This window comes from Rhizobium sp. BG4, assembly GCF_016864575.1.
GTDB lineage: Bacteria > Pseudomonadota > Alphaproteobacteria > Rhizobiales > Rhizobiaceae > Rhizobium.
This window is the reverse complement of sequence record NZ_CP044125.1, coordinates 573,347-597,028: the sequence shown is the minus strand read 5'-3', so window position 1 is coordinate 597,028 and position 23,682 is coordinate 573,347. Positions and strand designations below refer to the sequence as shown.

The 23,682-nt window shown below is 62.5% G+C and carries 27 protein-coding genes and 1 pseudogene; 16 read left to right on the top strand and 12 right to left on the bottom strand.

Going from position 1 to position 23,682, the window contains the following annotated elements; translation table 11 throughout:
• Window positions 1-7 precede the first annotated feature (7 nt).
• Window positions 8-895 carry an alpha/beta hydrolase gene (locus F2982_RS03205; protein WP_203429202.1) on the bottom strand — a complete coding sequence of 296 codons (888 nt, stop codon included), beginning with the start codon at window positions 893-895 and terminating at the stop codon, window positions 8-10.
• A gap of 56 nt (window positions 896-951) precedes the next feature.
• Window positions 952-3,017: pseudogene (locus tag F2982_RS03200) on the bottom strand (lytic transglycosylase domain-containing protein).
• Between the two features lie 216 nt (window positions 3,018-3,233).
• Here F2982_RS03200 and dapA point away from each other — a divergent pair.
• Complete coding sequence (gene dapA, locus F2982_RS03195; RefSeq protein ID WP_203429201.1) at window positions 3,234-4,118, top strand: 4-hydroxy-tetrahydrodipicolinate synthase; 885 nt, start codon at window positions 3,234-3,236, stop codon at window positions 4,116-4,118.
• A gap of 110 nt (window positions 4,119-4,228) precedes the next feature.
• Entirely contained in the window at window positions 4,229-4,708 is a 480-nt protein-coding gene (gene smpB / locus F2982_RS03190) for an SsrA-binding protein SmpB (RefSeq protein ID WP_112719587.1), read from the top strand.
• A 132-nt stretch (window positions 4,709-4,840) separates the two neighbouring features.
• Here the strand turns inward: smpB and F2982_RS03185 are convergent, their stop codons facing one another.
• Window positions 4,841-5,425: an NYN domain-containing protein gene (locus F2982_RS03185; RefSeq protein ID WP_112719586.1), complete on the bottom strand. Its 585-nt coding sequence runs from the start codon at window positions 5,423-5,425 to the stop codon at window positions 4,841-4,843.
• A 293-nt stretch (window positions 5,426-5,718) separates the two neighbouring features.
• On the opposite strand from F2982_RS03185, the gene rpoZ reads away from it, so the two are divergent.
• From rpoZ to F2982_RS03125, 12 genes are all read left to right on the top strand, one after another.
• Window positions 5,719-6,123 carry a DNA-directed RNA polymerase subunit omega gene (rpoZ, locus tag F2982_RS03180; protein WP_112719585.1) on the top strand — a complete coding sequence of 135 codons (405 nt, stop codon included), beginning with the start codon at window positions 5,719-5,721 and terminating at the stop codon, window positions 6,121-6,123.
• A gap of 126 nt (window positions 6,124-6,249) precedes the next feature.
• Window positions 6,250-8,484, top strand: coding sequence for a bifunctional (p)ppGpp synthetase/guanosine-3',5'-bis(diphosphate) 3'-pyrophosphohydrolase (locus F2982_RS03175; RefSeq protein ID WP_203429200.1), 2,235 nt, complete (start codon window positions 6,250-6,252; stop codon window positions 8,482-8,484).
• A gap of 165 nt (window positions 8,485-8,649) precedes the next feature.
• Window positions 8,650-8,799, top strand: a complete 150-nt coding sequence (locus F2982_RS03170) for a DUF3563 family protein (protein ID WP_112719583.1) — start codon at window positions 8,650-8,652, stop codon at window positions 8,797-8,799.
• Window positions 8,800-8,948: 149 nt separating this feature from the next.
• Window positions 8,949-9,539 (top strand): DUF2062 domain-containing protein, encoded by a 591-nt coding sequence (locus F2982_RS03165; protein ID WP_112719582.1) that lies wholly within the window; start codon window positions 8,949-8,951, stop codon window positions 9,537-9,539.
• A 25-nt stretch (window positions 9,540-9,564) separates the two neighbouring features.
• On the top strand, window positions 9,565-9,969 hold the full coding sequence (gene acpS / locus F2982_RS03160; protein ID WP_203429199.1) for a holo-ACP synthase: 405 nt from the start codon (window positions 9,565-9,567) through the stop codon (window positions 9,967-9,969).
• 115 nt (window positions 9,970-10,084) lie between these two features.
• The gene (lepB, locus tag F2982_RS03155; RefSeq protein ID WP_112719580.1) at window positions 10,085-10,828 is read left to right on the top strand and encodes a signal peptidase I; all 744 of its coding nucleotides are present in this window, start codon (window positions 10,085-10,087) and stop codon (window positions 10,826-10,828) included.
• Window positions 10,825-11,544, top strand: a complete 720-nt coding sequence (gene rnc, locus F2982_RS03150; protein WP_203429198.1) for a ribonuclease III — start codon at window positions 10,825-10,827, stop codon at window positions 11,542-11,544. Before lepB ends, rnc begins: the two co-directional genes overlap by 4 nt.
• A gap of 7 nt (window positions 11,545-11,551) precedes the next feature.
• Entirely contained in the window at window positions 11,552-12,493 is a 942-nt protein-coding gene (gene era, locus F2982_RS03145) for a GTPase Era (protein WP_203429197.1), read from the top strand.
• Window positions 12,494-12,835: 342 nt separating this feature from the next.
• The gene (locus tag F2982_RS03140; RefSeq protein WP_112719577.1) at window positions 12,836-13,588 is read left to right on the top strand and encodes a Crp/Fnr family transcriptional regulator; all 753 of its coding nucleotides are present in this window, start codon (window positions 12,836-12,838) and stop codon (window positions 13,586-13,588) included.
• Between the two features lie 227 nt (window positions 13,589-13,815).
• Window positions 13,816-14,175 carry a response regulator gene (locus tag F2982_RS03135; protein WP_130282870.1) on the top strand — a complete coding sequence of 120 codons (360 nt, stop codon included), beginning with the start codon at window positions 13,816-13,818 and terminating at the stop codon, window positions 14,173-14,175.
• 66 nt (window positions 14,176-14,241) lie between these two features.
• The gene (recO, locus tag F2982_RS03130; protein ID WP_112719575.1) at window positions 14,242-15,036 is read left to right on the top strand and encodes a DNA repair protein RecO; all 795 of its coding nucleotides are present in this window, start codon (window positions 14,242-14,244) and stop codon (window positions 15,034-15,036) included.
• A 106-nt stretch (window positions 15,037-15,142) separates the two neighbouring features.
• Window positions 15,143-16,138, top strand: a complete 996-nt coding sequence (locus tag F2982_RS03125) for an aldo/keto reductase (RefSeq protein ID WP_203429196.1) — start codon at window positions 15,143-15,145, stop codon at window positions 16,136-16,138.
• Here F2982_RS03125 and F2982_RS03120 read toward each other — a convergent pair.
• Together F2982_RS03120 and F2982_RS03115 are read right to left on the bottom strand one after the other, a co-directional pair.
• Window positions 16,135-16,992 carry an MOSC domain-containing protein gene (locus F2982_RS03120; RefSeq protein ID WP_203429195.1) on the bottom strand — a complete coding sequence of 286 codons (858 nt, stop codon included), beginning with the start codon at window positions 16,990-16,992 and terminating at the stop codon, window positions 16,135-16,137. The genes F2982_RS03125 and F2982_RS03120 overlap by 4 nt on opposite strands.
• Window positions 16,993-17,001: 9 nt before the next feature.
• On the bottom strand, window positions 17,002-17,646 hold the full coding sequence (locus tag F2982_RS03115) for an HD domain-containing protein (RefSeq protein WP_112719573.1): 645 nt from the start codon (window positions 17,644-17,646) through the stop codon (window positions 17,002-17,004).
• A gap of 265 nt (window positions 17,647-17,911) precedes the next feature.
• Between F2982_RS03115 and F2982_RS03110 the strand changes: the two genes are divergently transcribed.
• Together F2982_RS03110 and F2982_RS03105 are read left to right on the top strand one after the other, a co-directional pair.
• The gene (locus F2982_RS03110) at window positions 17,912-18,226 is read left to right on the top strand and encodes a hypothetical protein (RefSeq protein WP_112719572.1); all 315 of its coding nucleotides are present in this window, start codon (window positions 17,912-17,914) and stop codon (window positions 18,224-18,226) included.
• A 115-nt stretch (window positions 18,227-18,341) separates the two neighbouring features.
• Window positions 18,342-18,857: a superoxide dismutase family protein gene (locus F2982_RS03105; RefSeq protein WP_112719571.1), complete on the top strand. Its 516-nt coding sequence runs from the start codon at window positions 18,342-18,344 to the stop codon at window positions 18,855-18,857.
• Between the two features lie 130 nt (window positions 18,858-18,987).
• Here F2982_RS03105 and F2982_RS03100 read toward each other — a convergent pair whose 3' ends face one another.
• From F2982_RS03100 to F2982_RS03070, 7 genes are all read right to left on the bottom strand, one after another.
• Complete coding sequence (locus F2982_RS03100; RefSeq protein ID WP_203429194.1) at window positions 18,988-19,563, bottom strand: hypothetical protein; 576 nt, start codon at window positions 19,561-19,563, stop codon at window positions 18,988-18,990.
• A gap of 54 nt (window positions 19,564-19,617) precedes the next feature.
• Window positions 19,618-20,526 carry a mechanosensitive ion channel domain-containing protein gene (locus tag F2982_RS03095; RefSeq protein ID WP_112719570.1) on the bottom strand — a complete coding sequence of 303 codons (909 nt, stop codon included), beginning with the start codon at window positions 20,524-20,526 and terminating at the stop codon, window positions 19,618-19,620.
• A 61-nt stretch (window positions 20,527-20,587) separates the two neighbouring features.
• Window positions 20,588-21,118, bottom strand: coding sequence for a tyrosine phosphatase family protein (locus tag F2982_RS03090; protein ID WP_203429193.1), 531 nt, complete (start codon window positions 21,116-21,118; stop codon window positions 20,588-20,590).
• Complete coding sequence (locus F2982_RS03085) at window positions 21,115-21,687, bottom strand: HD family hydrolase (protein ID WP_112719679.1); 573 nt, start codon at window positions 21,685-21,687, stop codon at window positions 21,115-21,117. Before F2982_RS03085 ends, F2982_RS03090 begins: the two co-directional genes overlap by 4 nt.
• A gap of 26 nt (window positions 21,688-21,713) precedes the next feature.
• Window positions 21,714-22,553, bottom strand: coding sequence for a folate-binding protein YgfZ (locus F2982_RS03080; RefSeq protein ID WP_203429192.1), 840 nt, complete (start codon window positions 22,551-22,553; stop codon window positions 21,714-21,716).
• A 76-nt stretch (window positions 22,554-22,629) separates the two neighbouring features.
• Window positions 22,630-23,382: a hypothetical protein gene (locus tag F2982_RS03075; protein ID WP_112719567.1), complete on the bottom strand. Its 753-nt coding sequence runs from the start codon at window positions 23,380-23,382 to the stop codon at window positions 22,630-22,632.
• Between the two features lie 15 nt (window positions 23,383-23,397).
• Window positions 23,398-23,655: a hypothetical protein gene (locus F2982_RS03070; protein WP_112719678.1), complete on the bottom strand. Its 258-nt coding sequence runs from the start codon at window positions 23,653-23,655 to the stop codon at window positions 23,398-23,400.
• Between the last annotated feature and the right edge of the window lie 27 nt (window positions 23,656-23,682).

Here is a 23,682-nt window from a genome sequence, read left to right as displayed (position 1 = left end):
TGTTCGTCTATCCGCAGGCATTGACGAACTGCACGACGCGCTCGCCAATCCCATCAACATGCAGCAGCGGTGCATGCCCTTGCTCGGCGGCGATGATCCTCTCGCTCTTTGGGTGCCGCTTCGCCATCTCCCTGACCGTCTCCTCCGAGAGCAGCGTCGAATTCTCACCCCTCACGACCAGCAGCGGCACCAGTCTCATCGCTTCGAACTGTGCCCACATCTCCGGCAACGGCTTGCTGAGATCCGCCGCAACCATCGCTTCCGCAATCGCGGGGTCGAAATCGCTGACGACGCGATCGCCATCGCGGCGGTAGAGCGCCTCCGCCATCTCCCGCCAGTCCTCCGAGCCGAGCGCCGGAAACGCCTTGCCGTGTAGATCCTGCAGGATGGCCGCCGCATCGTCCCAATCACGGGGCGCTCTGGCATGGCCGAGATAGTTCTGAATATGCCGCAACCCTTCGACCTCAAGCACCGGCCCGACATCGTTCAGCACCACGCCCGCCAGCAGCTCCGGCTTCATCACGGCGATCAGATGCAGAATCAGTCCGCCGCGGGAGGTGCCGATGAAGATGGCGCGGTGGATGCCGAGGGTTTCGCAAAGGGCGAGCACATCCTGCGCCTCGACGGCGATGTTGTAGTTGGCCTTGTTGTGATCCCAATCCGATTGTCCGCGGCCGCGATAGTCCAAGGCGATGACGCGGCGGGGGGATTGGGGATGGCTCGAAAGCATGATCGCCAACTGGTGGAAGTCGCGGGAATTGCGCGTCAGGCCGGGCAGGCAGATGACGGGGAGGGCGTCTCCATGCGCGCTGTCGTAATCCCGGGCATGCAGCTTGAGGCCGTCGGCCGTGGTGATCGTCTGCGCTACGAAGCCGGTATTGAAATTCGTCGTCATCGTCATCTCCCTGTTGCCAGGGAGGTTAGCGCCGGCGCCTCAATCTGCAAGCGGTCTCAGGAGGAGCGGCCGCCGATCAGGTCGCGTTCGATATCGGGCGTCTGGCCCAGCCTTGCCTTGTAGACCTCGTAATTCTCCATCACACGCTGCACATAGTTGCGCGTCTCGGGGAAGGAATGCGCTCGATCCAGTCGACGATCTCGTCGATATTCTTGCCGCGCGGGTCGCCGTAGCGGGCGATCCATTCGGGCACACGCTTCGGTCCGGCGTTATAGGCGATGAAGGTCAGGATGTAGGAGCCGCCGAAGGCGTCGATCTGTTCGCCCAGATAATGGGCGCCGAGCGTGGCGTTATAGCCGGCGTCGGCCGTCAGCTTGTCGGCGGAGAAGGTGATGTTATGGCGTTTGGCGACAGCTTTGGCCGTGCCCGGCAGTAGCTGAAGCAGGCCGCGGGCGTTGGCGGCGGAGACGGCGGCCGGGTTGAAGGCGCTTTCCTGGCGGGCGATCGCATAGGCGAGCGCCTTGCCGGAGCCGGAAATATTGGCGCTCGACGGGATGACGCCGACAGGGAAGGCGAGGGCTGCGACATCGATGCCGCGCGAATAGGCGATCTTGCCGATCTGCAGCGAGAGGTGATGGTCGCCGGAGCGTTCGGCCTGCGCGGTCAGGATCGCAAGCTCGCCGGGGCTCTGGATCTGGTCGGCGAGCGCCAGATAAAGGGTCGCGGCGCGCCATCCATGGCCGGCAGCCTCAAGGCGGGAGATTGCCTGCACGGCTTCGCGTGATTGCAGGTTCTGCCGGTCCGCGGCGCTCGGCGAGGGGTAGGCGACATTCAGTGTCTTGCGGCCCAGGCGTTCGCTGGCGAGCTGACCGTAGAAGGTGCTCGGGAAGCTTGCGGCCTTGGTGTAGAATTCGGCGGACTTGCCGGGACCACCGGCTTCCGCGGCGCGGCCGAGCCAGTACCAGGCGCGCGAGACCGAAAGCGGTCCGCTGGAAACCTGCAGGATCTTGCGGAAATGCGTCTCGGCGGCCTCCGGCTCCTGAAGCCCACGCAGCGCATACCATCCGGCATGGAATTCGGCTTCGACGATATCGGCCGTGCTGGTCGCAACGCTGTTGGCGACGATCTTGTAGGCGGCGGCGAACTGACCCTGATCGACCAGGCCGCGGCTGACGATGCGCTGTTCGTTCCACCATTCGCCGGCATTGACGAGTTCGTCGCGCTTCGAGGGCATCTGCGCCAGAAGCTTGGCCGCTTCGGCATATTTGTCCTGCTTGCGCAGATATTCGATGCGGGCAAAGAGATAGCCGGGATCGGTACCCCACTTCGCATCGACGCCATTGAGCAGGGCAGCCGCGTTCGGTGCCTTGGCGGCGACGGCCGACCAAGCCTTGTAGAGCGATTGCGCCTGGCCCATGTCGCCGAAGCGCTTGGCCTGCGCCGTGCGCCCGCGATACATGAGATAGTCCATGCGCGCCTTGTGATCGGCGGGGGAAAGCAGGCCGGAGAACTCGGCGAGGACCTTGTCCTCGGTGTCCTTGTCCAGCCCTTCGCCGCGCCAGACCTTGCGGATATATTTGGCGGCCTGCTGCTGCTTTCCGGCTGAAATCAAGGCCCGGGACAGAACGATCGCGCCCTGCGTCGTCTCAGGTGCCGTCTCGCCGAAGGCGGCGAGCACCGCTGCCGGATCGGGGTTCTCGTCATAGAGCGCGCGCTCGGAATTGGCGCGCAGCCTGGAAAGCCCCGGCCAGCCCTTCAGTTCCTGGGAGGCGCCGGCGATTTCGTAGGAGGGCACGCCTTTGAGGCCCGACATGGCGATCGCCCAGGTCAGGATATGCCGGTCGAGCGTTCCCTTGGCCATGCCGTCGCGGATGGAGATTGCCTGCTGCGGGTTCTTGGCCGAGAGCGCGTCGAGGCCGCTCTTCAAGTCGCCATTGATCGGTGCGACGGTGCGCGGAATGGCGCCGGTCATGATCGCTTCGGGGGCGGAGGTCTGCGGCAGATAGCCGAGGGGCTTGGCGTCGGGTACCGGAATGTCCGTCTGCGGCAATGGCGACGCGGCGCTGCCCCACGCGGCGGCCGAAAGGCCGAGGGCGGTCAGGATCAGGACAGCTCTTTTCATTCGGGATACTCGCAACGAAAACGTGGCCCCAAGTCTCGCAAACGGCATCTTAATGAAAGCTTACCGGAACCGGTAAACTTCGTTCACATTTGATATCGGAATTTGCCCTAAACCGATCTCACCACGCTTGTCGCGGCGTTTTCACCGCTCTATGGTGCGCAACTCTTATCCAAAGAATGCGGCCGAAGCGTGGATTTCGGCCTTAGGGAGTTCTGCATGTTCAAGGGATCCATTCCCGCCCTCGTCACCCCTTTCACAGATGCCGGCAATGTTGATGAGGCGGCTTTCGCTGCTCACGTCGACTGGCAGATCAAAGAGGGAAGCAGCGGCCTCGTTCCTGTCGGGACGACCGGCGAATCGCCGACGCTGTCGCATGCCGAGCACAAACGGGTCGTGGAACTCTGCATCGAAGCGGCTGCCAAGCGCGTGCCCGTCATGGCCGGTGCCGGTTCGAACAACACCCGCGAAGCGATCGAGCTCGCCCAGCATGCCGAAAAGGCAGGCGCGGATGCCGTTCTCGTCGTCACGCCCTATTACAACAAGCCGACGCAGAAGGGCCTGATCGCGCATTTCTCGGCGATCGCCGAAGCGGTCAAGCTGCCGATCTACATCTACAACATCCCGGGCCGTTCGGTGATCGACATGTCGCCGGAAACGATGGGTGTGCTTGCCAAGGCGCATTCCAACATCGTCGGCGTCAAGGACGCGACGGGCAAGATCGAGCGCGTCTCCGACCAGCGCATTACCTGCGGCAATGATTTCCGCCAGCTTTCCGGCGAAGACGCGACGGCGCTGGGCTTCAATGCCCATGGCGGCGTCGGCTGCATCTCCGTCGTTGCCAATATCGCTCCGCGCCTCTGTGCGGAGTTCCAGGCGGCAACGCTTGCGGGTGATTACGTGAAGGCGCTGGAATATCAGGATCGCCTGATGCCGCTGCACAAGGCCGTCTTCATGGAGCCGGGCGTCTGCGGCGCCAAGTACGGCCTCAACAAGCTCGGCCGTATGAGCCGCAATGTCCGCTCGCCGCTGGTCTCCTCGCTGGAAGCCGGCACCGAGGCGGCCATGGACGCGGCGCTCCGCCACGCCGGCCTCCTGAACTAAGCTGCGGGTGAGGGCAGGGCTCCTGTCTTCACAAGCACTTGCAGTTCCCCTACATAATGGGCAGCAAATGAGGGCGCGCCGTTGCGCGCCCCAAGAATTGGAATTTCGTCATGGCCCCCAAAGGCAGCCAGCGTGTCGTCAAGAAGATCGTCGCCGAAAATCGCAAGGCGCGCTTCAATTACGAGATCATCGATACCTACGAGGCAGGCCTCGTGCTGAAGGGCACCGAGGTCAAGTCGCTGCGCGAGGGCAAGGCCAATATCGCCGAATCCTATGCGTCGGATGAGGATGGCGAGATCTGGCTGATCAATTCCTATCTGCCGGAATATCTGCAGGCCAATCGCTTCAATCACGAGCCGCGCCGTCGCCGCAAGCTGCTACTTTCGGCCCGTGAGATCAATCGCCTGCGCTCCGGTATCAACCGCGAAGGCATGACGCTCGTGCCGCTGAAGATCTATTTCAACGATCGCGGCCGCGCCAAGATGGAGCTGGCGCTCGCCAAGGGCAAGAAGCTGCACGACAAGCGCGAGACGGAGAAGGAACGCGATTGGAACCGGCAGAAGAGCCGGTTGATGAAGGACAACGGCTGATCCTTCAGCCGCCTTCGCGCGAGTTCCTCAGCGCCTGCGAGGCGCAACCGCTTGGTGCAGCCGATCGTGACCGGCTGCGAAACTCACAAATTTCCAGGGAATGATGCGGCCGGTTGCAACCGGCCGTCTTGGTCAGTCGTCGCTGTCGGCGGCAGCCGTGGTCTCGGCGACCGGCTTCTGCGGACGTTCGGACGGATCGCGGCCGATTTCGGCCTTGAGCGACAGAAGGTCGATGAAATGGTCGGCCTGGCGGCGCAGATCGTCGGCGATCATCGGCGGTTGCGTTGCCATCGTCGAGATGATCGAAACCTTGCGGCCACGGCGCTGCAGCGCTTCCACCAGCGTCGTGAAATCACCATCGCCGGAGAAGATCACCAGGTGATCGACGGTTTCGGACTGTTCCATCGCGTCTATCGCGAGTTCGATATCCATGTTGCCCTTGATCTTACGGCGGCCCATGGAGTCGGTGAATTCCTTCGCAGGCTTGGTCACGACCTTGTAGCCGTTATAGTCAAGCCAGTCGATCAGCGGGCGGATCGACGAATATTCCTGGTCTTCGATCAACGCCGTATAATAGTAAGCACGCAGCAGATAGCCGCGCTTCTGGAAGGCTTTCAGCAGCTTCCGGTAGTCAATATCGAAGCCGAGGCTCTTGGATGCCGCATAGAGGTTGGCGCCATCAATGAAGAGTGCAATTTTTTCCCGTGGGTCGAACATCGCTTGCCAATCCAATTAGAGTAATCCAAATGGGCTCTCGCCAAAATCACATAAAAACAATGACTTGCCTGCCGAGAGGAATAATCCGTAATTTATGAATTATTCATATACAGGAGATTTAGGGCACGATTCGGCATATTCCAAGCAACTATTGGTGGAAATGTCATATTCCCTGTGTGATTTTAACAGGATAGCCCGGAAACTACGGGTCAACGCACGAAAAACTTGAATTCGCCGGGTTTTAATTGTATCGGGCGTGTCAATCCCGAGATCACGACCGCAAAGGACAGGCAATGGCCCGTGTCACAGTAGAAGATTGCATCGACAAAGTTGAGAACCGCTTCGAGCTGGTTCTGCTTGCCAGCCACCGCGCCCGGCTGATTTCCCAGGGTGCCTCGATCACTATCGATCGCGACAACGACAAGAACCCGGTTGTAGCCCTTCGCGAAATCGCCGACGAGACCCTGTCTCCCGACGATCTGAAGGAAGACCTGATCCATTCGCTGCAGAAGCACGTCGAAGTCGACGAGCCCGAGCCCGATCCGGCAAGCCTGATTGCTGCCGGCGGTGTTGCCGCTGCCGATGGCGAAGAGCAGGACGACCTGCCGGAAACCATCACTTTCGACCAGATGTCGGAAGAAGAACTTCTTGCCGGTATCGAAGGCCTCGTGCCGCCGGAAAAGAGCGACGACTACTAAGTCTCGCGGCTTTATTGACGATTACCAATCGTCAATCTTGCGCCTTTATTGCTAGGGCATATTATTGCCAATCTGTGCGCCAATCGTTGATTGGCGCGCTTTTATTTTTATCGGAGTTGTTGCGGCATGATGCGTCAGTATGAGCTCGTGGAGCGGGTGCAGAAATACAAGCCCGATGCCAATGAAGCTCTGCTGAACAAAGCTTATGTCTACGCCATGCAGAAGCACGGCCAGCAGAAGCGGGCCAGCGGCGATCCCTACATCTCCCATCCTCTCGAAGTCGCCGCCATTCTGACCGACATGCATCTCGACGAGTCGACGATCGCAGTCGCCCTGCTGCACGACACGATCGAGGACACGACGGCGACCCGCGCCGAGATCGACGAATTGTTCGGTGAGGATATCGGCCGTCTCGTCGAGGGCCTCACCAAGATCAAGAAGCTCGACCTCGTCACCAAGAAGGCCAAGCAGGCCGAAAACCTGCGCAAGCTGCTGCTCGCCATTTCCGACGACGTGCGGGTGCTGCTCGTCAAGCTCGCCGACCGCCTGCACAACATGCGCACGCTGGACCATATGGCTGCCGACAAGCGCGCCCGTATCTCGGAAGAGACGATGGATATCTATGCGCCGCTCGCCGGCCGCATGGGTATGCAGGACATGCGCGACGAGCTCGAGGAACTCTCGTTCCGCCATATCAATCCGGAAGCCTACGAGACCGTCACCAAACGCCTGGAGGAGCTCTCCCAGCGCAATGAAGGCCTGGTCAAGAAGATCGAGACGGAATTGCGCGATCTGCTCGTGGCGAACGGCATGGAGAGCGTCTACGTCAAGGGCCGCCAGAAGAAGCCCTATTCGGTCTTCCGCAAGATGCAGTCGAAGTCGCTCTCCTTCGAGCAGCTCTCCGATGTCTATGGCTTTCGCATCCTCGTCGATGAGATCCCGGCCTGTTACCGGGCGCTCGGTATCGTCCACACCCGCTGGCGCGTCGTGCCCGGCCGCTTCAAGGACTATATCTCGACGCCGAAGCAGAACGACTACCGCTCGCTGCACACCACGATCGTCGGTCCGTCCTCGCAGCGTATCGAGCTGCAGATCCGCACCAAGCGCATGCATGAGATCGCCGAATACGGTATCGCCGCGCACACGCTCTACAAGGACGGTGCGACCAGCCCCGAGGGCGACATCCTCTCGCGCGAATCCAATGCCTATTCCTGGCTGCGCCATACGATCGAGGCGCTGGCCGAGGGCGACAGCCCGGAAGAATTCCTCGAACACACCAAGCTCGAACTCTTCCAGGACCAGGTCTTCTGCTTCACCCCGAAGGGCAAGCTGATCGCGCTGCCGCGTGGGGCGACACCGATCGACTTCGCCTATGCCGTTCACACCAATATCGGCGACACCACGGTCGGCGCCAAGATCAACGGCCGCATCATGCCGCTGGTGACGCGCCTGGCAAATGGCGATGAAGTCGAGATCATCCGCTCCGGCGTGCAGGTGCCGCCGGCGGCCTGGGAAGAGATCGTCGTCACCGGCAAGGCGCGCGCCGCCATCCGCCGCGCCACCCGCATGGCGATCCGCAAGCAATATGTCGGCCTTGGCCACCGCATTCTCGAGCGCACCTTCGACCGCGCCGGCAAGATCTTCTCGCGCGATGCCATGAAGCCCGCGCTTCACCGCCTCGGCCAGAAGGATGTCGAGGACGCCATCGCCGCCGTCGGCCGCGGCGAGATGTCCTCGCTCGACGTGCTGCGCGCTGTCTATCCGGATCACCAGGACGAGCGCGTCACCGTCAAGCCGAGCGGCGATGAAGGCTGGTTCAACGTCCGCAGCGCCTCGGGCATGATCTTCAAGGTGCCGGGCAAGACCAAGGAAGGCGCCGAAGCCGGGTTGCTGGCAGGCGAGGCGGGCGTCGATGCCGTGCCGATCCGCGGCATCTCCAGCAACATCGCCGTGCAGTTCGCACCCACCGGCGCCGTGCCCGGCGATCGCATCGTCGGCATCATGGAGAAGGGGAAGGGGATCACCATCTACCCGATCCAGTCTTCGGCGCTCCAGCACTTCGACGATCAGCCGGACCGCTGGATCGACGTACGCTGGGATCTCGACGAGGCCAACAAGTCTCGCTTCATGGCCCGCATCATGGTCAATGCGCTGAACGAGCCGGGCACCCTTGCAAAAGTGGCGCAGACGGTCGGCGGTCTCGACGTCAACATCCGCGTCCTGAACACGGTGCGCGTTGCCGCCGATTTCACCGAAATGACGTTGGATATCGAGGTCTGGGACCTCCGCCAGCTGAACCAGATGCTCGCCCAGCTCAAGGAACTGGACTGCATTGCGACGGTGCGGCGCCTCTACGACTGAGGCGTCTGCACATTTTATGATCGTTTTGTGACCGAATTTGCACGACGAAAAGGCGAGGCATGCGCAATGCGCATGGCTGCACCTGTATTAGAGCGTTGGTAATTGTGCGCTGCAGCACTTATCTTCCGTGTCATCAGAGAATGAACGAAAGAAAGAGGCAACGCTATGTTTGGTCCTATCAAGAAAATCGCCCGCGCTCTTCGCGCTCCGAATGCTCAGGAACGTGAAATGGCCTACCTGAACGGCTCGTACGACCGTATCGATCTTGAGTATCGTCAGCGTCAGGTTGACCGCGGTCTGTTCCGTACCCGTTAATACTTGCGAAGATGTGATGGGGCGCCATGCATTATGTGCGCCCTGTGAGTAGACACTGAAAAGTGTGACGATAGCAAAGAGCGGTAGGCGGACCCCGTGATTTTTCGCCGCTCTTGTCATGGTGAGGTGCGCTGCACTAAATAGCCGCCATGTTGTTCCGCCGTAGAAAACCTGCAGGATTTCGCGAGAGAATGCGGGAGGCCTTGTGGCCCCGCAAAGGCTTTCTGCGTCCCGCGCGCTATCTGAGAATGCGCGTCATGAGATTGACGGCCTCGCCGCATGCTGTTGCGGCGGGCGTGGCCGCTGGTGTGTTCGTGTCCTGGACGCCGTTCATCGGCGTGCATTTCATCATGGCCTTCGTGATCACCTATTTTCTCTCGGGAAACATGGTGGCCGCGGCACTCGGATGCGCCGCCTTCGGCAATCCGCTGACCTATCCCTTCATCTGGGGCATCACCTGGGAAATCGGCCATCTCGTGCTCGCCCGCAAGGATACGCTGGGCGGCCAGTCGATCGATCTCCACGAGATGTTCCACCAGCTGAATTTCACCGAGCTCTGGCGCCCCGTGCTGGAGCCGATGCTGATCGGCGCCATCCCGCCCGGTGCCGTCACCTCGGTTGTGCTTTACGCGCTGACGTTCTACACCGTCAGGGGCTTCCAGTCCCGCCGCCGCGCCCGCCTGATGGAGCGCGCCAAGCTGCGTCTCAGCCATCAGGTGCATGACGTGCCCACCGTCTGACGTTCCGCCCGCAGAAGGACCTTTCATGATCATCGGTATTGGCAGCGACCTCATCGACATCCGCCGCGTCGAAAAATCGATCGAGCGTTTCGGCGAGCGTTTCACGCAGCGATGCTTCACCGATGTCGAGCGCGCCCGCTCCGACCGCCGCGCGAACCGCGCCGAATCCTACGCCAAGCGCTTTGCCGCCAAGGAAGCCTGCTCCAAGGCGCTCGGCACCGGCATCGCCCAGGGCGTCTTCTGGAAGGACATGGGCGTCGTCAACCTGCCGAGCGGCAAGCCGACGATGAAGCTGACGGGTGGGGCTGCCGTCATCCTGGAAGCGATGATGCCTGCCGGGCACCGTCCGGTCATTCATTTGACAATAACCGATGATTATCCGCTTGCTCAGGCATTCGTGATCATCGAGGCGCTGCCGGAAGCAGGCTGAGCCGCGGCCTGTCGTCGCTTTTAATGTTCGCGCCATTGCCGCCACCGGCCGAAGCCGCTAGAGAGAAGCAACTATAGAATTGCGCCGCTTCGGCGCCTTTAAGGAATAAGACTGCGTGTCCGAAAAAGCCGATACCAAGCCGAACGCTCTGTGGGAAAACATCAAGGTCATCATCCAGGCATTGCTGCTGGCGATGGTGATCCGCACCGTCTTCTTCCAGCCTTTCACCATCCCGTCCGGCTCGATGATGCCGACGCTCCTGGTCGGTGACTACATCTTCGTCAACAAGTTCGCTTACGGCTATTCGAAATACTCGCTGCCCTTCTCGCCGAACCTGTTCAGCGGCCGCATCTTCGGCAGCGAACCGGCGCGCGGCGACATCGTCGTCTTCCGCTTCCCGCCGAACCCTGAGATCGATTATATCAAGCGCGTCGTCGGCCTCCCGGGCGACAAGATCCAGGTGACGAACGGCGTTCTCCTGATCAACGGCAAGCCGGTTCCGAAGGTCGCAGACGGCACCTTCAATTCCGACTATGCGCAGGATCCGGGCCAGGACGTTCCGGTTTTCCGCGAAACGCTGGATGACGGCAAGACCTACGACACGCTCGACCAGTCGCCGGTGTCCCGTGGTGACAACACCCAGGAATTCGTCGTTCCCGAAGGTCACTACTTCATGATGGGCGACAACCGCGACAACTCGCTGGACAGCCGCTTCGACGTCGGCTTCGTGCCCGCCGAGAACCTCGTTGGCCGCGCCAGCGTCATCTTCTTCTCGCTCGGCAATGACACCTCGTTCCGCGAAATCTGGAAATGGCCGTCCAACATGCGTTGGGACCGTCTCTTCAAGGTCGTTGAATGAGCAAGGCTCAGACGCTCTCGGCGGCAGACCGGACCAAGCTTGAAGCCTTGATCGGTCACGAGTTCGCCGAGAAGGAGCGCCTGGACCGCGCCTTGACGCATGCCAGCGCCCGAACGCAGAAGGGCGGCAATTACGAACGTCTCGAATTCCTCGGCGACAGAGTGCTTGGCCTCTGCATCGCCGAGCTGCTTTTCAAGACCTTCGGCACTGCCGCGGAAGGTGAGCTCTCTGTCCGGCTGAACCAGCTGGTCAGCGCAGACACTTGCGCGGCCGTCGCCGACGAGCTCGACCTGCATCTTTTCATCCGCACTGGCGCCGACGTGAAGAAACTCACCGGCAAGCGGATGATGAACGTGCGCGCCGATGTGGTCGAAAGCCTGATCGCCGCGCTCTATCTCGACGGTGGTCTGGAGACCGCCCGCCGCTTCATCCTGAAGTTCTGGGAGAAGCGGGCGGTGCGTGCCGATGGCGCTCGCCGTGACGCGAAGACCGAATTGCAGGAATGGGCCCACGCGAAATTTGGCGTGACGCCCCTATATCGTGTTGAAGAACGCACCGGGCCGGATCATGATCCACGCTTCACGGTGACGGTGGAAGTGGCCGGTGTCTCCCCGGAAACGGGTATCGACCGCTCCAAGCGCGCAGCCGAACAGGCCGCAGCGACAAGAATGCTCGAACGCGAAGCTATTTGGCAGAAGTCCTCTGCCGGGAATTGACGGAACGATGACCGAAGAAAACGACATGGCGCATGATGGCGCCCAAGAAACGCATGGCCCAACGCATTCCGGCTTCGTTGCCCTGATCGGGCCGACCAATGCCGGCAAGTCGACGCTGGTCAACCGGCTGGTCGGCGCCAAGGTGTCGATCGTCAGCCACAAGGTTCAGACGACGCGCGCCATCGTGCGCGGCATCGCGATCCACAACAACGCACAGATCGTCTTCATGGACACGCCAGGCATCTTCAAGCCGCGCCGCCGGCTCGACCGCGCCATGGTGACGTCGGCCTGGGGCGGCGCCAAGGATGCGGATGTCATCATGCTGCTGATCGACAGCGAGCGCGGTCTGCGTGGCGATGCCGAAGCCATTCTCGAAGGCCTGAAGGATGTGCCGCAGCGCAAGATCCTCGTCCTGAACAAGATCGACCGCGTCAACCGCGAACTGCTGCTGGCGCTGGCCGCCACCGCCAACCAGACCGTCCAGTTCGACCAGACCTTCATGATCTCGGCCGAAAACGGCTCGGGCTGCGACGATGTCATGGACTATCTCGCCAAGACGCTGCCTGAAGGCCCCTGGTACTATCCGGAAGACCAGATCTCCGATCTGCCGATGCGCCAGCTCGCCGCCGAAATCACCCGCGAAAAGCTCTTCCTGCGCTTGCACCAGGAACTTCCCTATTCGTCTCACGTCGAGACCGAGAAGTGGGAAGAGCGCAAGGACGGCTCGGTGCGCATCGAGCAGGTCATCTATGTCGAGCGCGACAGCCAGAAGAAGATTGCGCTTGGCAAGGGTGGCGAAACCATCAAGGCGATCTCGTCCGCATCGCGCCGCGAGCTCTCCGAAATCCTCGAGCAGAACGTCCACCTTTTCCTGTTCGTGAAGGTGCGCGAAAACTGGGGCGATGACCCGGAACGCTTCCGCGAGATGGGCCTGGATTTCCCGCGCTGACGGGGGTGGGGCGGTGCAAGAACTTTGATTGCAGCGCCCGTAGCCCCCTCATCCGCCTGCCGGCACCTTCTCCCCAAGGGGAGAAGGGACTAGCCGCAACGTTCCCGTTCCCTTCTCCCCTTGGGGAGAAGGTGGCCCGATAGGTTTCAGGCGCAACTTGTTGCGCCGGGGATGAGGGGGCTCCAAGAACCCAGCGGCAAGAAATCCCGCTTGCTCTCCTCACGCCATTGTTTTTCAATAAAAAATCCCGGCCGTTCGCGGAACAAAATCCCCGCCGTCGCATTTCCAGCATCGAACGGCGCTGCGGACCGGCGGCGCCGATTTTTGCGGGCTCGGGCAGGGATGGCAACGGCAAAACCAGCGCATTCGTTCAAGACACCGTGCGAGCAATGTCCCTTGCGGCCATTGCCGCATTTCAGGGAATTCAGCGGTGACGAACTGGATTTCGTCAGTCGCTTCAAGAAGGGCGAGCTTGCCGCCGATGCGGGGGCGACGATCCTCGTCGAAGGCGCCAACAGCGCCCATCTCTTCACCGTGCTCTCCGGCTGGGGCTTTCGCTACAAGACACTGGAAGACGGCCGCCGCCAGATCCTGAACTATGTGATGCCCGGAGACCTGATCGGCCTGCAGGGCACGATCATGGACGAGATGCAGCATTCGGTCGAGGCGCTGTCACCCGTCTCGCTCTGCGTCTTCGAGCGCGACAAGCTGATGACGCTCTATAACAAGCATGCGTCGCTCGCCTTCGACATCACCTGGATCGCCGCGCAGGAGGAGCGAATCCTCGACGAGCATCTGCTGAGCATCGGCCGCCGCACCGCGCTCGAGCGCGCCGCCTATCTCGTCGCCTTCCTCTATGAACGCGGCAAGCGGCTCAACCTGTTCAACGGCAGAAAATTCATCCCGATCACCCAGCAGCACATTGCCGATACGCTCGGCCTGTCGATCGTCCACACCAACAAGACGCTGAAGAAACTGGCCGAGCGCGGACTGATCCGCTGGCAGGAGCGCGGCTGCGAGGTGCTGAACGGCGAGGGCCTCTTGGAGATCGCCGGCTGGGAAGGGCTTGCGGAGGGCCGGCGCCCTTTTATATGAGCGTTTCAACAACTATGTCTTTTTTAAATGCAAATCGGTGCTATGGAAAATAAGGTGCGGACATGCCACTTTTCCTCCCGGTTTGCTTTCTATCGAGCAGGTGGGGAAGTTAGGGTGTGGACCGCGAGATTTTGCAATCGCGGCGGCCAAGAGGGGCATCAGAGGTAGAAATGCGGTTTGAGAAGACGGTGCGCGCCGTCAGCGGCGCACAGCGAGGGGCATAAATCATGAACGCAACCCGTGTTCTGGTTCTGGAAGACAGTCTCATCATTGCGATGGAAGCGGAAGATATCCTGCGCGCCGTCGGCCTTGAGACGATCGACATTGCCAACAGCCTGGATCAGGCGATGGAGGCCGTCAGCGCCGAGACCTATGATTTCGCGCTGCTCGACGTCAATCTCGGCGAGTCGATGAGCTTCGGCTTTGCCCGTCATCTCAAGGAGCGTTCGATCCCCTTCGGCTTCGTCAGCGGCTATTCCGACACCACGGATTTTCCCGCCGACCTGCAGCAGGTGCCGCTTCTCGTGAAGCCCTTCGACGAAGGCGCCATGCGCGATTTCCTCGCCAAGCTATTCCCGGGCGAATGACGCCCTTCAATGACTTTTGCGGGCGGTTGCTCTAGGATCGATTCCTGAAGTTTTGGGATTTTGCCGATGCAGTGGCAAGGCAATGCAATCGTTCTGGGCGTGAAGCGCCACGGCGAGACAAGCGTCATCGCCGAAGTGATGACGCGCGACCGCGGCCGCCATCTCGGCCTCGTGCGCTCCGGCCGTTCGCGCAGCATGCAGCCGGTGCTGCAGCCGGGCAACGAGGTCGACGTCATCTGGCGCGCCCGCCTCGACGAGCATCTCGGCGAATTCCGCATCGAGCCGCTGCAACTGCGCGCGGCGAGATTGATGGAGAGCGCCACCGCCGTTTACGGCGTGCAGGCGATGGGCGCGCTGCTGCGGCTGCTGCCGGAGCGCGACCCGCATCCGCATCTCTACGATGCGCTCGAAGTCATCCTCGACAATCTCCACAATCCGACCGATGCCGGCGAGCTCTTCGTCCGCTTCGAGCTCGCGGTGCTGAACGACCTCGGCTACGGCATCGACCTCACCGAATGCGCCGCCACGGGGGTGCGTAACGATCTCGCCTATGTCTCGCCGAAATCCGGCCGCGCCGTCTGCCGCGCGGCGGGCAAGCCCTATGCCGACAAGATGCTGGTCCTGCCGACCTTCCTGTCGGAGGAGGGCAATCACGCCGCCGATTACGACAGCCTGCTCGCCGGTTTCCGGCTCACCAGCTTCTTCCTGCACCGCCATGTCTACGAGCCGCGCGGCATCGATGCCGTCTCGGCCCGCGATGGCTTTATCCAGGCGGCCCTGAAGGCACTCGACCCCTCCCTCAGGGCGCTGCCACCCGGTGCGGCGCATCCCCTCGCGGCAGGCGGCAAGCTGCCGGCCTGAATAGCGGTTTTTCACCCGTGAAAGATATCCTGCAGCCCTGGCGGTTTACCCCGCGCTCGGCGCTGCCTATCTCTGCCTGCAACGGCAGATGATCGAGGAGGATGACATGCTGACGAAACCCGACAACGCGACGACGATCACGCTATGGAACGGCCGCGAGATCCCGCGCCTCGGCATGGGGTGCTGGGCGATCGGCGGTCCCTTCTATGCCGGCGATGTGCCGCTCGGCTGGGGCGAGGTCGATGACGCCGAATCGCTCCGCGCCATCGCGCGCGCCGTCGATCTCGGCATCCGCTTTTTCGATACCGCATCGAATTACGGGGCAGGGCATTCCGAGGAGATCGTCGGCCGTGCCATCGGCAATCGCGACGACATCGTCATCGCCACCAAGTTCGGCCACGCGACCGACGAGAAGACCAGGCAGGCGACCGGCGCCTTTGCCGATCCGGCCTTCATCCGCGCTTCGGCCGAGACATCGCTCCGCCGCCTGCGCCGCGAGCGGCTGGATCTCCTGCAGTTCCATCTCAACGACTTCCCGCCGGAAGCATCCGACGAGGTCTTCGACACGCTGGAGCGATTGAAGGCAGAGGGCAAGGTCTATGCTTTCGGCTGGAGCACCGACTACACGGACCGCGCCGCCCGCCATGTCCATCGCAACGGTTTCGTCTCGATCCAGCATACGATGAATGTCTTCGAGCCGGTGCCCGACATGATCGATGTCGTCGAGAAGAACGGCCTGATCTCGATCAATCGCGGCCCGCTCGCCATGGGTCTGCTCAGCGGCAAGTTCACGCCGGGCAAGACGGTTGGCGAGAAGGATGTCCGCGGTGCCAGCCTCGACTGGATGGTCTATTTCAAGGATGGCAAGATCGCGCCGGAATTCGCCGCCCGCCTGGAGGCCGTCCGTAACCTGCTGACCGATGGCGGCCGCACGCTGACGCAGGGCGCGCTCGCCTGGCTTTGGGCACGCTCGCCGCGCACGCTGCCGATCCCCGGCTTCCGCACGGTGGCGCAGGTCGAGGAAAATGCCGGCGCTCTGGCGAAAGGGCCGCTGCCCGTAGATGTGATGAACGAGATCGACCGGGCGCTTGCTGGCCTTTAGGCGCGGTTGCGCACCTTCAGCGGCCAGCCCTCGGCACGTTGCTCGAGCACGGTGACGGTGTCGCCGACGGCGATCTTGCCGCTGCCGCGCGGCGTCACGTTCCAGCCGAAGAGCGGGCCGGGCACGCGCCGGTCCGCCGACATGCGCAGGCGCCCCATGGCGGGCATCGGGTTTGGCACATCGCGCGAGCCCGTCTGCTGGTCCTGCGTGGTCATGATGCAGCGGGCGCAGGGTTTGACGAGATCGAAGCGGATGCCGTTGATCTCGATCGCCGCCCAGCGATCCTCCGGCCAGGGCTCGTCGATGTCGACGACGATATTCGGGCGGAACCGCTCCATGCCGACGGCGCCTTCGCCGTGGGCCGCAAGATCGGCATTCAGCGCCTTCAGCGAACCGGTCGTCGTCACCAGGATCTGATAGCCGTCGGCAAAAGTCACGGGCGTTTCGCCGCCCGCCCATTCGGTGCTGGCGATGCGCTTCGCCTCGCCGTCGAAGAACACCAGCTTCACCTCGCGCCCCAGCCATTCGGAGAGACGGCGGTTGCTGTCGTCATCGGCAACGGCGGCGTTCACCGGCTCTTTCCAGACCGACACATCCATGCGCCGGCCAGGCTGCAGCGGCGGCACGGCGATCTCGCCCTTGCCATCCATCAACAGGCGGAAAGCGGACGCTTCCGGGCGCACCTCGATGCGGGCCAGATCCTGCAATTCGCGCTGGGTGATGAAATGCCCCTGAGCATCGGTGATCATCGCCCGGCGATCGCCCGGCAGGCCGAAAGCGTCGATATCGGAGAAGGGGATGGCAATGCCGCGTGCGCTCTTGAGCGGATAGATGAAAAGATCGCTGATGCGCATGCCCGTCTCCTAAATCTCGTCCATGAAATCCGCGAGGAAATCGCGAAGCCGCTTGTCGCGCTCGGCTGCAAGCGCGCGGCCTGCTTCCGTCTGGAAGCCGTCGGCCAGTTTGAACAGCTTTGTCTGGAAGTGGTCAATGGCATAGCGCTTGTCGTCGAGCGGGCGCTCCCTGGCATCGGGATCGAAGGGATCGTAGAGCCCCGAGACCATGCGCCCGGCAATGTAGAAACAGCGCGCCGCGCCGACGGCGCCGATCGCGTCCAGCCGGTCGGCATCCTGCAGCATCTTCGCCTCGAGCGTCTCGGGCGTCACATTGGCGGAGAAGCTGTGCGCGGTGATCGCATGGGCGACGGCGGCGATATCCTCTGCCGTCCAGCCCATTTTCTGCAGGATCCCCGATGCCTTCTGGGCGGCGAGCGCCGATGCCTTGGAACGCAGCGGCGAGCTTTTCTCGACGGCGACGCAATCGTGCAGCAGCACGGCGGCTGCCAGGATCCGGGCGTCACCGCCTTCGTTCTTCTGGATACGCATGGCGTTCTTGAAGACGCGCAGCACATGCGCCAGATCGTGCGAACCGTCGTCGCCTTCCGTGGCGAATGGAATAAGCTCTGCCGCAAGGCTTTCGAAGGGGGCAAAGGCTTCGGCCTGATGCATTCTCGTCACCGCAATTGTTGGTATGGACGCCCGAGATAAGGCCTCGCGCCGCCAGTTGCAATGAGGCTTTTGGCGAAGGCGGGAAGCCGTGGAAAACGGCGCCCGGGCCACAGGTGAAAACTCTTTGTCAACCTTCCTTAATGCGAAGTTAACAGCTTATTGACCCGACTCACTAAGCACGGTATTCACCGAGTCAGTTTTGATCGTCCAACATTTTGTATTGCGTACAGCCATCACCGGACAGAGACGGTGAACGGAGGTTTGCATGAGCAATGTTTCATCAGTTTCAGATACGGCCTATGCCTATTTGGCAACGCTTTCGCGGCTCGACACCAATGGCGACGGCGTATTGAGCCGTGGCGAGCGTGCTGCCGATGAAAAGCCTGGAATTCTCGCTCAGCTGAGCGAAGACGAACCGCAGTCCGAGCCGCGCTCGACGGCGACCGACAATGTTCTCGCCCTGATGATGGGCCTTCGCGGTGGCGTAAGCGACATGGCGATGAGCGCATCCAACGACGACGGCCTTCCGGATGTTTACCGCAACACCTACGGCCAGTACGATCTCGATATCGCCTCCTGAGGCGCCGGGAATGGCGATTGTACGAAGCCGGTCCTCGTGGCCGGCTTTTGTTTTGCAGGAACCCCTTCCGGCTTGAGACGTTGGACAACGAACAGCCAAGCGGAAGGAAACCCTCATGAAAAAGACAATCGCGCTCGCGGCCTTCGCCTTCGCCGCGGCGGCCTTTGCCGTCAATGCGCAGGACAAGCAGACGGCGACCGCCAATTTCGTCGATGCCAAGGGCAAGGAAACCGGCCGGGCGACGCTGACGGCAGCCGCCAATGGCGGCGTCTTCATCGAGGCCGAGATTGCAGGTCTCCCGGCCAACAAATGGGTCGCCTTCCACGTTCACGAAACCGGCAAGTGCGATCCGGCAACGCACCACGAATCGGCCGGCAAGCACTTCAACCCGACCAAGGCCGAGCACGGCTTCCTGGCGGCCAAGGGTCCCCATGCCGGCGACCTGCCGAACCAGTATGTCGGCCAGGACGGCATCCTGCGCGCCCAGGTCTTCGACAGCATGGTGAGCCTCGACGGCAAGGAAGACGGCATCCGCGGCCGGGCGCTGATGATCCACGCCAATTCCGACGACTACCGCAGCCAGCCGGCGGGTGATGCGGGTGAGCGGCTGGCTTGTGGAGTGATCGAGTAGGGGATTGATTTGCCCTCCGGCGCGGGGCCCCCTCATCCGCCCTCCGGGCACCTTCTCCCCGAGGGGAGAAGGGACGTTGCCACGAGGGGGCGCCGGGTGCGGTGTTGTGTGTGAGGGCTCGGCTTAACGCTCAGCTGTAATAATACCGCTCGGCATACCATTCGGTCGATGCCATCGGCTTCTCCTGCGCCACCCAGCGCGCGATGTCGCTTTCCTCCAGCAGGTCGGCGGTCATCTGGTCTTCCAGTCCGACGAAGATCAGATTGGTGTTTTCGCGAAGCCGGGGATCGCGGGCAAAGCCCATCTTGCTGTCGCTTGCGGTGTGCAGCAGGTTCATGCGCACGTAGAAGAACTCGGGGTGATAATCCATCTCGCTCTCCTCGTTGAAGGCATGCGCCACCTCGATCACCGATTTCTGCGGGCCGCTATAGGCAGTAATCGCTTCGTTCAGCCCGAAGGTCGCGCCATAGAGGCCGACGGAGCGGGCGGGAATGATGCTGACCTCGCCATTCGTCAGGTCGATCTGCTGGCCGGAAAAGCCGATGCTGGCGCCATCCAGCGCGCCGCGGAAGAAATAGGAGAACCGGCCGCGGGTGAGATAGATCGCCTGCCAGCGAAACCGGACATACTCCTCCGATTGCGCCGTGAGCCCTTTCAGCGTCGTCAGGCATTGGAGGAATGTGTCCCGGTAGTTCGGCAGCGGCATGGTCAATCTCCTTGAGAGATTAACCGGCAGGGAGTCAAAACGTTCCGCCCTGCGTCACTGACGCGTCGTCTGATCCTTGGAGGAGGCGCGGCGGCGGGCCGGTTTCTGCGCTTCCTCCGGCTCGGGTTCCGGAACCGCATTGCCATTGGCGGCGGAGACCGGGATCAGGTGGCCGCCTTCGTCGAAGCTCAGCTTGACGCGTTTGACCATGTCGCGGCTCAGCGCCCACCAGTCACCGGTCTTGGCCCAGTAACGCAGCGTCAGCCCGAGCGTCGCGCCGCCGAGCGTATCGATGAACACGGCCGGCGCCGGCGATTTCAGCACGCGCGAATCCTGTTTGCTGATCGACAGCAGCCGGTCCATCGCCGCGTCGATGTCGTCGGCATAGGCGACCGTTACCTTCAGTTCGTTCTGCCGGGTCGGTTCGCGGCTGTAATTGGTGATCGGCGTGTTCCAGAGGATCGAGTTCGGCGCCAGCCGGTAGAGCCCGTCGCCGGTCTTGAACTCGGTGGCGAAGAGGCCGATCTCGCGCACCGTGCCCGAAATACTGCTGGTCTCGATATATTCGCCGACCCGGAAAGGCCGCAGGATCAACAGCATGATGCCGGCCGCGATATTCTGCAGCGTCCCCTGCAGCGCCAGGCCGATCGCCAGGCCGGCAGCGCCGAGAGCGGCGATGATCGAGGCCGTCTGCACCCCGAACTGGCCGAGCACGGTGATGAAGACGAGGATGAGGAGAGCGTAGCGCAGGACGTTGGTGAAGAAGCGCGCCAGCGTTTCGTCGATGCCCCGCACCCGCGAAATCCCCTCATAGGCCCAGCGGCTGACGAAGCTCGCCATCGCCCATCCGACGATGAGGAGAATGATCGCGCCAAGGATCGAGAAGGAATACTGGACGGCAAGCGCGCTTGCCTGGCTGAGTGCTGTCCGGGTTGCTACGATGACGTCTGTTGCCTGTTCCATGCCTGCTGCCACACCTCGAATTTCCATTGCACTTGGCTAGATGGGGCAGGGTGGGGGAGCGTCAACCGGCTTTTTCGGGCGCGATCGTAAACATGAAAGGCGCATTGCCGTCGGCTTCGGCGCCGCGCCCGATGGCGCGCACGGCATCGACAAGCCTGCCCTTGCGATCGAGCAGCGCATCGCCGATCTCAATGATCCGGGTGTTCGGCGTGGCATAGGGGGAGGCGGCGCGCAACCGCTCCGCAAGCGCCGTCTCATCCTGATCGGGCACCAGCGAAAGGGCTGCGACAAGGGCAGCCGCCGGTGATCGAGACACGCCCATCCAGCAATGAACGAGCAGCGGCGCGCTCTGGTCCCAGGCGGCGGCAAAGTCGATGATCTCGCGCACATGCGCTTCGCCGGGCGCTACCAGATTGCCGGTACCCTTGAAGGCGATGTCGTTCATATGCAGCAGCAGATGGCGGCTGGCGGAAATCACCCCCGGGCGGTGGAACGCCTGCTCCTTGGCCATCAGGCTCACCATCTCGCGGGCGCCGTGGCGCACGGCCATCTCGGCGATGCGGGCAAGCGGCGAGACGACGATCCGCGTCACGGCTTGGCGCTCCTGAGTGCCTCGATCGCCGCAAAGCGATCACAGAACAGCTGCTGCGCCTCGGTGGCCGGCAGCGGCTCGATCAGCAGCATTTCCTTGGTGATGCCGCGCGGCTGGCCGAAGAACTTCTGCGCTTCGACTGAAGTGAAGCCGGCAAGGCAGGTCGCCTCAAAATAGGCGGCAATGGTGTCGGCCTTCTTGATCTTGTCCTTGAGCTCGCGCGAGGCATGCGGCGGCAGGCCGAAGCGCAGGTGCACGGCCGCTTCCAGCCGCTTCTCGACGGTCTTGTAGCCGCCGCCGACGACAGATTTGAACGGCGAGATCATGTCGCCGATCACATATTCCGGGGCGTCATGCAGCAGCGCCATCAGGCAGTCGCTGGCACTCGCCTCGTTGAGGCGGCGGAAGATGTCCTCGACGACAAGGCTGTGCTGCGCAACGGAGAAGGCGTGGTTTCCCGAGGTCTGGCCGTTCCAGCGCGCAACACGGGCAAGACCGTGGGCGATATCGCTGAGCTCGACATCGAGCGGCGAGGGATCGAGAAGATCGAGCCGCCTGCCGGAGAGCATGCGCTGCCAGGCGCGGGGCGGCTTGGTCACGCGCTGGCCTCGTCGGATGTGGACGGGAAGGCAAGGCCGCTCCAGCCGGGCAGGGCGAGCGTGACAGGCACGTCACCGGCAAGCAGCGGCGTTTCCGCAGCCATCGCTTCGCCGGCGCGGTCGATGCGCACGATCGCCAGCCCGCTCTTGCCGCTGACCGTGCCGAGCGTGCCGACCGGCTTGCCGCCTGCGGTGATCTCCGTGCCCGATGCCGGCAGGTGTGTGCCAGCAGAAACCGTCACCACGCGCCGCCGCGCCGTACCGCGATGCTGCATGCGGGATACGACCTCCTGGCCGACATAGCAGCCCTTCTTGAAGGAGAGCCCGCCGTTCAGATCCATCAGCACGTCATGCGGGAATGCGTCCTGCAGCGCGAAGTCGGCGCCCGAGGTGACGACACCATGCGCCGCGCGCAGGCCGTCATAGAGCGAAGCGTCGTCAGTGCCGTGCTTTCCGGCCTGGCGGCGAAGTGTGATGCCCGCCCTGGCAAAGCGGCTGTCGGCAGCGCCATCGGCCGCATCGCTGTCCCAGGAAACGGTCACGCCCTCGGCGTCCACCGGCGCAAGCGTCACGGCGGCGCGCAGCTTGTACATGGTCAGCCGCTTCGTCAGCGCTTCGAACTGCTCGCGCTCGGTCTCGATGACGAAATCCGTGCCATCGCGCCAGATCATGAAATCGAAGAGAATCTTGCCCTGCGGCGTCAGTAGCGCGCCGGGGCGTGCCTCATCCGGCGCCATCGAGACGATATCGGTGGTGATGAGGTTCTGCAGGAATGACCCGGCGTCAGCGCCACCGATCCTGAGAAGGGCGCGGTGCGGAAGAAAGACGGAGGGCATGGCGAAACCTGTCGCGTTCGTGATCGCTCAGAGTTAAGTCTTCCGCGCCGCCGCTGCAAGCGGCGGGCAGGGGCGATCAATCGCCGGCGGTGAAGAACTTCCACTTGCCGTCGGGCGCAATGCCAAGGCGATAGAAATTGTAGCCGCCGAATTCCTGCATGTCGGAAAGATCGCCTGCGGTGACGATGCGCAGCAGCTCGACGCGCTCCGGCGGCGTCAGCGCCTTCAGGTCCTTCTCGGCAAAATAGGGCCAGACATAGGCCTCATCGGCAGTCCCCGCGCCGACATGCACGAAACCGGTGGAGATGACGTCGAGGATGATCGCCAGGATTTCGTCGCCGTCAGGATCGCCCGAAAGGTCCTTCAGCGTGCCGATCGGATCGTCGGTCGGCTGGCCGACGCTGACCTGCGTCTGCTGTGCGCCGGTGCCCATCAGCGGGCGGAGACGCTCGAGGTCGCCGGAAGCCGCTGCTTCGACGATCTGTTCGCGCATCTTGCGCACGGGCTCGGGAACCTTGGTGATGTCGTAGATCACGTCGACGGGCTTGCCGCTGTCTGATGCGCCGGGCGTCTTGTCGGTGCTCTGCGCCGCATGATCCTTGTTCACCAGCGGATCGGGCATCGGCACGCCGGGCGTCGCCGCCGGCGGTGTCTGCGTCTGCTGGGTGTTCTTCTGGTCGGTCGCCTGCGGATCAGGCTGTCCGGGCGCCTTGTGCAGCTCCGAAAGCGCAAAGGCTGCGGGTGCCGCGAAAATGCCGGCGCCAGCGCATAGAGCAACGAGAAGCGGCGCGATCAGCCGCCGCGGGGCCTTGTCCTTACCGGTGTGCATCCGACTCTCTAACTTTTACTGCAGTCTGCGGTTCGGAGAAAACTCGCCAGCAAGCATACGTTCACGCAGCGAATCGAGCAGGGCTTCCGCGCTGTTTTCGCCATGCAGGCGGATCGTTTCGCGAAGGGCGTGAATGATGGCGGTGTCGGCGATGATCTCAGGCTCGATGCCGTCGGCCATGCCGTCAGCCCAAGCTTCGTTGTGGTACTCCAAAGCCGCCTGCATCTTTTCATGGACGATCATGTCGTCGATGTCGTTGAGGCTCGGTTCCATTTTCTTTTCCTCGAACTGCATGCCTTA